This window comes from bacterium (genome assembly GCA_022616075.1).
In the GTDB taxonomy this organism is placed as follows: Bacteria; Acidobacteriota; HRBIN11; order JAKEFK01; family JAKEFK01; genus JAKEFK01.
Genome location: JAKEFK010000267.1, coordinates 1 through 7699 on the forward strand (window position 1 = coordinate 1; position 7699 = coordinate 7699).

The 7699-nt window shown below is 47.8% G+C and carries 10 protein-coding genes; 3 read left to right on the forward strand and 7 right to left on the reverse strand.

The features are described from left to right. A partial coding sequence (locus L0156_22185; GenBank protein ID MCI0605706.1) for a DUF4394 domain-containing protein occupies positions 1–796 on the reverse strand: 796 nt, incomplete at its 3' end. Positions 797–1097: 301 nt separating this feature from the next. Between L0156_22185 and L0156_22190 the strand changes: the two genes are divergently transcribed. Both L0156_22190 and L0156_22195 read left to right on the forward strand, forming a co-directional pair. Beyond that, positions 1098–1520 carry a hypothetical protein gene (locus tag L0156_22190; protein ID MCI0605707.1) on the forward strand — a complete coding sequence of 141 codons (423 nt, stop codon included), beginning with the start codon at positions 1098–1100 and terminating at the stop codon, positions 1518–1520. A 2-nt stretch (positions 1521–1522) separates the two neighbouring features. Further along, complete coding sequence (locus L0156_22195; protein MCI0605708.1) at positions 1523–2170, forward strand: helix-hairpin-helix domain-containing protein; 648 nt, start codon at positions 1523–1525, stop codon at positions 2168–2170. Positions 2171–2195: 25 nt separating this feature from the next. Here L0156_22195 and L0156_22200 read toward each other — a convergent pair whose 3' ends face one another. The 5 genes from L0156_22200 to L0156_22220 form a co-directional block, all read right to left on the reverse strand. Continuing rightward, positions 2196–3344: a saccharopine dehydrogenase NADP-binding domain-containing protein gene (locus L0156_22200; GenBank protein MCI0605709.1), complete on the reverse strand. Its 1149-nt coding sequence runs from the start codon at positions 3342–3344 to the stop codon at positions 2196–2198. A gap of 188 nt (positions 3345–3532) precedes the next feature. Next, positions 3533–4015, reverse strand: a complete 483-nt coding sequence (locus L0156_22205) for a DinB family protein (GenBank protein MCI0605710.1) — start codon at positions 4013–4015, stop codon at positions 3533–3535. Positions 4016–4071: 56 nt separating this feature from the next. Further along, positions 4072–4500 carry a hypothetical protein gene (locus L0156_22210; GenBank protein MCI0605711.1) on the reverse strand — a complete coding sequence of 143 codons (429 nt, stop codon included), beginning with the start codon at positions 4498–4500 and terminating at the stop codon, positions 4072–4074. Positions 4501–4535: 35 nt separating this feature from the next. Next, on the reverse strand, positions 4536–5909 hold the full coding sequence (locus tag L0156_22215) for a peptidoglycan-binding protein (protein ID MCI0605712.1): 1374 nt from the start codon (positions 5907–5909) through the stop codon (positions 4536–4538). 35 nt (positions 5910–5944) lie between these two features. Then, positions 5945–7018 (reverse strand): hypothetical protein, encoded by a 1074-nt coding sequence (locus tag L0156_22220; GenBank protein ID MCI0605713.1) that lies wholly within the window; start codon positions 7016–7018, stop codon positions 5945–5947. Positions 7019–7057: 39 nt separating this feature from the next. On the opposite strand from L0156_22220, the gene L0156_22225 reads away from it, so the two are divergent. Beyond that, entirely contained in the window at positions 7058–7273 is a 216-nt protein-coding gene (locus L0156_22225) for a hypothetical protein (protein MCI0605714.1), read from the forward strand. Here the strand turns inward: L0156_22225 and L0156_22230 are convergent. Further along, the coding region (locus L0156_22230) for a YdeI/OmpD-associated family protein (protein ID MCI0605715.1) at positions 7270–7699 on the reverse strand (430 nt) is incomplete at its 5' end. The two genes, L0156_22225 and L0156_22230, sit on opposite strands and share 4 nt — an antisense overlap.

Genomic DNA, 7699 nt, shown 5'->3' on the forward strand with positions numbered 1-7699 from the left:
CTAGACTGGTCGCGGTACCATTGATCAGGTTCACGGTAACAAGTTGTGACCCGCCACACTCTCGTGAAGAAAAATTTTTGTTCACTTTGAGCGCAGCATATGCAATTCCTGAAGGGGCAATGTCAAATCCCTCTAAAACACTTGTGGTCGCTCCGAGTAATCCGGTCGTGTTCAAAGTGCCCGAATTTGGAGGATTCTGTGTGGTGAGAATTTCCAGGCGGGAGTCTATGTCATAGAGAGTAGTTCCCGTGAGCGGGTCGTTGTCGGGGTTTGTATACGCAGCGCCGACAGCCTGTGGCTGCACACCTTCATTTGCATCGTTTACGGCGTAAGCAAGATTCGTATCAAATCCAACAATCGCTCCCGTAACAGGATTTACCCGCAGGTTTTGTCCAGTGTTTGTGATGATTCGGACCCGATCGACTGTGGGATTGAAGTCAAAACCAGCGGCTTTTCCCTGAATCGGAATCACAAAGGGATCGGCGCCTACAGTGGCAACAGCGGTAGAAGTGCTAATGGTGTAGAGCCGGTTTCTGCTTCCCAGCCCATAAAGTTGTCCGTTTGCCGGACGAAAGTCGATCCCTACGATCGCTTCGTCAACCTGCAAACCCGTAATGAGCTGGTCCGATAGAATCGCGCAGGGATTGGAACTGTCAAACTGCAACAATCTGTTATCAGCAGTAACAGCGTAAAGAGACTGGCCAGCATACGCGGCCGCGCCGTATCCAGGCAGAAGAACCGTAACTAAAAGGAGAAGTGAGGGGGCGGTACGGTAACGAACGAAAAAAGGAATCATTATATACCTCCAAGCGAGACTTTTGTTCACCCATCGGCAGGCAAAACACGTTATTCGCTGAAGAACGCCACCGCACCATTGATGACTACTCTATATACGGAATGAAACAAGTTTTGGATTGGTGTACCGGGCAGATACCAGAAATACTAAAATTAGGATTGAAACGTTGTTTGGAAAAGCCAATTCTTATAAACTGCACTTTTTAAAAAGTGATTGCGAAACCTGACCTGTGCAACTGAACCGGACCCGAGAGAAAAAGCAGGACTGTATTGCTACAATTGCGGTTGTTCGGCGCGTTCTGATGACAATATTTCTCCTGGGGGCAGCCGGGACCGGAACAGAATTGTTGTTGATCGGACACATAGAAGAGGTCTGGCAATGGGTGCCGCTCTTGCTGCTTCTGACTAGTTTCGTGATGCTTTTCGCTCATGCCGTTGCTTCAGTGAGCATCCGGATTTTTCAGGGAATCATGATTCTTTTCATCACAAGTGGAATTATAGGAATTGGGATTCACTACAACGCCAGAATGGAATTTAAGTTGGAAATGAATCCTGCGCTGAAGGGAAAGCAACTGATTCTGGAAACGATCAGAGGAGCAACAGTGCCGCCAGTTCTTGCTCCCGGTATCATGATCCAATTGGGTTTGCTCGGTTTGGCCTGCACATACCGGCACCCAACGTTGCCCAGCACCGAAAACAATAAGACTACAACGAAGGAGTTATAGATATGGATACGTTTAAAAAAGTATTGTTTACAGTTATTACGTCGCTCGCACTCGTCATCAACTTTGCGGAAAAAGTTCCAGCTCAAGTAGGGGCCCAACGGGGATTGCTTGATGTGAATGTTTCGGATGAGAAAGCATTACTCGCGCTGCCGCACATGAATCCGGAGATTGTGAAGGGACTTCTGGAGCGCCGTCCTTTCCCGAGCATGAAGGAACTTAATGCGTTTCTCAGCAAGTCGCTCAATCAAAAACAACTGACGGACTTGTATGGGAAAGTGTTTGTTCACGTGAACCTCAATACCGCGCTGGAAGAAGAAATCTTGATGATACCTGGTGTGGGGAAGAAAATGCTGCACGAGTTCCTTGAGTACCGTCCATACAAGTCTCTTGCGCAGTTCAGGCGGGAAATCGGTAAATACGTTGACCAGAAAGAATTACAACGCCTGGAACAATACGTCTTCGTTCCCATTCATTTAAATACAGCCAGTGATGAAGAAATTCTCAGCATTCCCGGCCTTGGACCCAAGATGTTGCACGAGTTCAAGGAGTATCGTCCTTACAAAAACATAGAACAGTTTCGCCGCGAGATCGGAAAATATGTAAACGCAAAAGAGGTGGCGAGAATTGAGCGATACGTCACTCTAAACTGAATCCGAATGATGGATTGCCGCTAACTTAGTTGATTCTTTCTCCATCCTGATACACATACATTTTTCGCATGGCCAATTCCTTGAAAAATAAATCGGGAGGAATGACTGCTTCGGGCGCATAAACTCCAGTCTGTGGAATCAAACCGCGTTTCAGCATCTGTGACATGATGGAGATCGTCCGACCGGTACCAACGTTAGTTCCCGCGCTCTCCCAACCTTTCACTGTCTTGACAATGCAATTCATCTCCGTAATCACTCCTTTTCCTCGTTTTGTTCCATCCACCTTTACCCACAGGTTTTCTACTTCACGGTAGCCGCGGGGGATGGGCAATTGTTTGAGCGCTCTTATGGTGAAATCAAGCGGACTCATCGTGCATTGGTCGATCACAATTTTGTTTGGTGAATGGAAGCCAAGGTCAATAAGAGCCTGAATCGCTTTCAAGGAATGCTCGGGAAAACCGGCCATATAGTGGACATTCCCAATTCCTTTGTGTTTGAAATATCGCGAGAATGTGTAGACCTCGGAGTGCACGATGCAATAAACAGTCTGCCTTCCCACTTCTTTAAAGTCGAATGTGCCAAGACATTCTATGCGATTTCCTTTCACAAACCTTCCATCGCGAAAAATCACAGGCGGTTGTGTGAATTCATAAAAAATACTTTGCATTGAGTAAGGGACAACGAATGTCTTGATGTTCGAATCCCACGCAAAACCCAGCTTTATCGCTTCTACAGAGCCAAGCTGTTTTAAGCCGTGGGCAGCCATCACGTTTACTATCCCTGGAGTCGAACCGCATCCCGTAATTGTTAAGAGGCCCTTTTTGCGAAACGCCGAATCCAGTTTGAACTGTTCCCGCGTTATATCCTGCAATCCACCGAGATCGGTACACGACCTTTCGGTCTTCAGACAAGCTTTCATGATAGGAATGTTGAATACAAGTTCGGCACAATTCACCACAACATCCGCTTCCGATTTGCGAATCACTGCCGGGATCGCTGCTTCTTCAGTAAGATTGATGGACTCAAACCCGGCTTTCTTGTTTTCTAAAAGATCGCTTATTCCGCCCGGGTCCCTGCCCGCAAGTAATACCGAGTAGCCGGATTCCAGCAGATCCCGGGCGCATATTCTTCCTTGCAGCCCGGTGCCCCCAAAGATTAGAAAGTCGTATTGCATTCACTCTCCTGCCTCGTCCTGCCCTTTGGCTTGCAACTCGTACTTTAACATCTCATGAAATTACGAAAATCACCAGCTATTGGCAAGTAATTGCAGGGAAAATGTCCCCTGTTGTCCGGAACTGGATAACCAAATTGTGAAACTTCCAGGGTGCATGGATCCCGGCTGGAAAAGGCAATCCAATAAACTTAGAAATTAGTTGAAGGATCGTCGGCTGACGGACCATAGACGGAGGGGACTTTCCCGCCGGCCATTCGCACATATATCGTAAGCTGGCCACGGTGATGAATCTGATCGCAAATCATCATCAGCGCGAATTCATCAGCGTTAAAGGTATGTCCCGCAAATTCTACGGTTTTGCTCAGCACGGTTTCCGGCATTTGTTCAAGCCGGGCGAGCGTCTGTTGGCTTTCTCTTTCAAAATCGTTTATCAGACTCTGGATGCTATCAGGTTTGTATGTTTGGAATCTTGATGGATCGATGGTCTCTCCAAAGATATACAGGCTGAACAAGTACATTTCAAAAACAAATGTGGATGTCAACTGGATCGCATTACTCGACCGCTCATGCGGCCGGAATTCTTTCATTTCCGGAGGAAAAGCTTTTAGTACTTTCAACGTTGTTGAAAATTCTTTCTTCGCCAGTTTCAGCAGATCTTGTTTTGAAATCATGTCGTAAACCTCAACGATTCTAAGAGGTTGCGAGCGAGTCGCCCCACCACGTCCCCTTACATGGCAGCTTTAATTTTCTGGAGCCATTCTTCGTTTGCCGGCAGAGCGCCGTACTCTTCATTCAAAGATTTCCATCCCTTGCTAGTATTGTTCGCGGAAACGATCAATTGAGAATTCGTGGCAAACAACGCGCGGGATAGATGCGGCGTTTCCCCTGGTTGAGCGGTGCTGCTTTCATAAACGAGGACATGGTCCACAGATATTTCTGGAGCATCGTATTTTCCCTTCAGAATTTTTTCGATTTTGTAGCGGGCCGCTTGATAGGCATTGGAATGGCCGCTCCAGAACAGCGGAGGTTTTCCTAAACCAACCACGACCCCGATGAAAACGAGATCGCTTGTTTCCGTCATGTCCTTCAGATATTCCTCTTCTGTTCGCGCAAGAGGAAGATTTGTTTCTTCGACCGGTACTTTCTGACTTTCCATAAGTCCTCCAAAAACTACTAAGAAAAACCAGACTATCAACGCTGAATCTTCTGTTGTTTGTCGAATTTGAGCTCCTCATCCGGGGCTCCATCAAAGTGGATGACAATGCTGATATCACCGAGTTCGTTATCAACGAACGTTTCATCTTCTCCGGGCGTTGTTTTTCTAAAGCTCGTTTGCCCGATGTCTTTCCTGTATTCATTCTCAGCTTTGATTGCTGCTTCATGAGCCGGCCCGTGCAATTTTTCTCCCAACGCTCTTTGACGAGCCTCACGCATCGCGTGAATCAACACTTCTCCTTGCGTGATGGCGTGCGGGTTCTGAGCAGTAGGAGAGACCGGAAGTTTTTCAAGATCCGCGAGGTCAACGTCCTGCTTACCGCCGCCACGGTCGACGTCCAACCGGACTCCAGGCATGTCGCGCCCAACGTTTACAGTCACCGGATGCGCTTTATCCGCGTTGATCTCGTTCATCGTTTTCGCAAAGGCTGGTGAAGTGAGCATTTCCCGGCGCGTCATATGCAAATACGTGGCTTGATCCGCGGCTGATCCCTGCAGTTTCAAACCGCCTGCGGGCGTAAAAGTTGCCGAGTTGATTCGATCCAGTTCTTTTTGCTTTGCGGGCGTTACCGGACCCTGCTCAAGAGCCATCTTCAAAGCAGCAAGTTGTTCTTTCCCACCGGGCGATTCCGCGAGTTTGAGCAACTGATCGTTGTTCAACCCTTGCATTGTTTTTTCCGCTGTATTACTGGCAGTTCCTTTGATATCCTGCAGCGCTGTATCCTGATCCGCGCGGGAAAGCTTTCCGAAGTTTTCATCCGTGGCAATTGTTAAAAGAGCTTGCCGCGAAACCGGATCCTTCTGAGAACCGTTCATCAGAGTTCGAACCTGATCCTGTGTCTGTGGATTTAGTTTCTGAAAATTTTCATTATTCTCCAGCGCAAGCCGGTCCCGCGTATTGCCACCCACGATGCCATCCTTTTTTAGACCGTTTGCTTCCTGGAACTGCTGAACTGCCGCTTTCGTTTTTGGTCCAAAGATACCGTCTTCCTTCAAGGGCTCCAGACCGTTTCGAGCTCGCCATTCGTTCAACTGCTTTTGCGTCTCCTTTACCTCCGGACGGACCCCCGGACCTTCCGCAAGATCCGGTTTCTTCACAACAGCACTCCCCGCTATGGTCGTGGGTTTCTCCGGCGTCAATTGAGTCTGCAGTTGCGCAGCCAGCAGGCTGCCTGTCATCGCAGTTTCAGCGATTCGTGAAGCTGCATTCGAAGCTGCGCCACTTTTGGTTTCTTTCGATTCCACCTGTTGATTCTGGGCGGATTCAGTTTTTGTGGATTCAGTTTTGCCGACCGGCGTCGAATCTTGCGGCACCGGCGCGGGGCCACCACTGCCAACACCTCTAACCATAGTTACCTCCGTTGCCTCTATCTATTGTATACGTTTTACAACCCGAGAAACTTCTTTTGTTTCTTTTCAAACTCCAGTAGGGTACTGTTCATCGATTCGTATTCGTGCAGAAAATCGGAGAGCAGGGGATTCTCGCGTTTCGGAGCTTCGGCAGGATTTTTTGAGCTCTGTAAGGCCAAGACCAATTCCCTCTCTGAAGTGATGTAGTTCAAACGGCAGATGCGTAAGTAAGGGTCGAGTAGCATCGCTGCCGGTGCTTTGCCCCATTCCGGTAGTGGAGATAGCTCATCCATCAAAAGGTCCCGGCGAACGGACTTTTCGTTCAACGACTCAAAAAACCGCGCCGATTCAGCGGTTACAGCAATGGAAACAGATTTGCGATACTCGAGTGTACGAAAACGATTGTGCCAGATTTCGGAAATCGATGGAAGTTTCCTGACAAGGCCCATCTGAATGGTTGAACATTTGAGAGCCACGAAAACAGAAATCGGTTCTTTTCTGTTTCTCAGCGACTCGTTCAGCTTCCAGCAGGCTGTTAATGATTCTTCCGATTCCAAAGCATTTTTTGCAGTTAATTGAAAAAGGGCATCGGCAGCAAACACATGATGAAGTCGCAGGATACCTTTCAATGTCGAAAAAAAATCCGCTTCAGAAGGATTCTCCTCGCGCCAGACGGGAGATGCTTCGTAAACCAAATGCTTTTTGATTTGAAGGATGTCACTCTGAGACTCGCTCAAGAATCTTTTTGTTTCGTCCGGAATAGGATCCGGAGAACCGGCGGCAACGGCTTCCGCTCTGACATGATGACTCAGTTCGTTCCAAATCTTTTCAAGCTTCTTCGATTGGAGCTCGAAATCAGGTTGTTTTAAATAAATTTTTTCAGCTTCCAGAACGATTCCGAGTTTTATCGCCATCCCGCTTAATCTTTCCGCCGTTCCGTTTGTCACCTGGCCTCTTACCGGATGCGAGCCCCATTCCGATCGTATTTTCTTTTCCTTTGCGGTGAGGTAGAGATCCAGCGCGAAAAAGAAAATGAAAATGAATGCAAAAGTGACCGGAGCAGCAAGGAACCGGAAGGGAATTCCCGTCTCTTTCAATGGTTTGGTCAAATGCGCCTCAAGGTTTATTATAAACAGACGGGGTGAGATATGTTTGTCTGGTTAAAGAAGATCTTCAAAACGGAAGGCACTCCACCACTTACAGAACAAAGAAGCGGAGCGGATCGCAGGAATTCTCTGGATGAGAGGAATCCGAAGCTGCAAAGCTGGATGCGGCAATTCTGGGCAAAGTATTTTCAGGACAATCCGGATAAAGAACGACGAAGGATTTCTGACCGCCGAACGAGTGACTCAGAGCCTGGTTAATTCTTTGCCTTTTTGACTGGACCTATGATTTGTCCCTTGCGCGAGTCTTCCATCAAAGTTGCAAGGCGCCTTGAACGCGTTTCTTCTTGTTTGGCGGTCATGATCCAATAAACGCATGTTCGCCGATACCAGGGAGCCTGTTTTTGAAAGAATTCCCACGCCTTCTTGTCCGCACGAAATCTCTTTTCGTATTCAGCACTCAGCTGAATACTATTTTTTTGTTCGTACGAGTAAATTGCTGACTTTTCTTCCTTGCGTTTCTGAAATGCTTTCAGGCCGGCAGGGCGCATTAAACCAAGTTTGGTAAGCTCTTCTACGCGTTTGATGTTAATTGCGCTCCAATTGCTGGTCGATTTTCGCGGAGTGAAACGAATTTTGTAGCTGATATCGTCAATACTCTTGCGCAGACCATCAATCCAGCCGTAA

What these genes read in the sequence shown, in the direction of transcription:
- L0156_22190 (MCI0605707.1), top strand. Translation starts at nt 1,098, where the DNA reads ATGACAATATTTCTCCTGGGGGCAGCCGGGACCGGAACAGAATTGTTG.
- L0156_22195 (MCI0605708.1), top strand. Translation starts at nt 1,523, where the DNA reads ATGGATACGTTTAAAAAAGTATTGTTTACAGTTATTACGTCGCTCGCA.
- L0156_22200 (MCI0605709.1), bottom strand. Translation starts at nt 3,344, where the DNA reads ATGCAATACGACTTTCTAATCTTTGGGGGCACCGGGCTGCAAGGAAGA.
- L0156_22205 (MCI0605710.1), bottom strand. Translation starts at nt 4,015, where the DNA reads ATGATTTCAAAACAAGATCTGCTGAAACTGGCGAAGAAAGAATTTTCA.
- L0156_22210 (MCI0605711.1), bottom strand. Translation starts at nt 4,500, where the DNA reads ATGGAAAGTCAGAAAGTACCGGTCGAAGAAACAAATCTTCCTCTTGCG.
- L0156_22215 (MCI0605712.1), bottom strand. Translation starts at nt 5,909, where the DNA reads ATGGTTAGAGGTGTTGGCAGTGGTGGCCCCGCGCCGGTGCCGCAAGAT.
- L0156_22225 (MCI0605714.1), top strand. Translation starts at nt 7,058, where the DNA reads ATGTTTGTCTGGTTAAAGAAGATCTTCAAAACGGAAGGCACTCCACCA.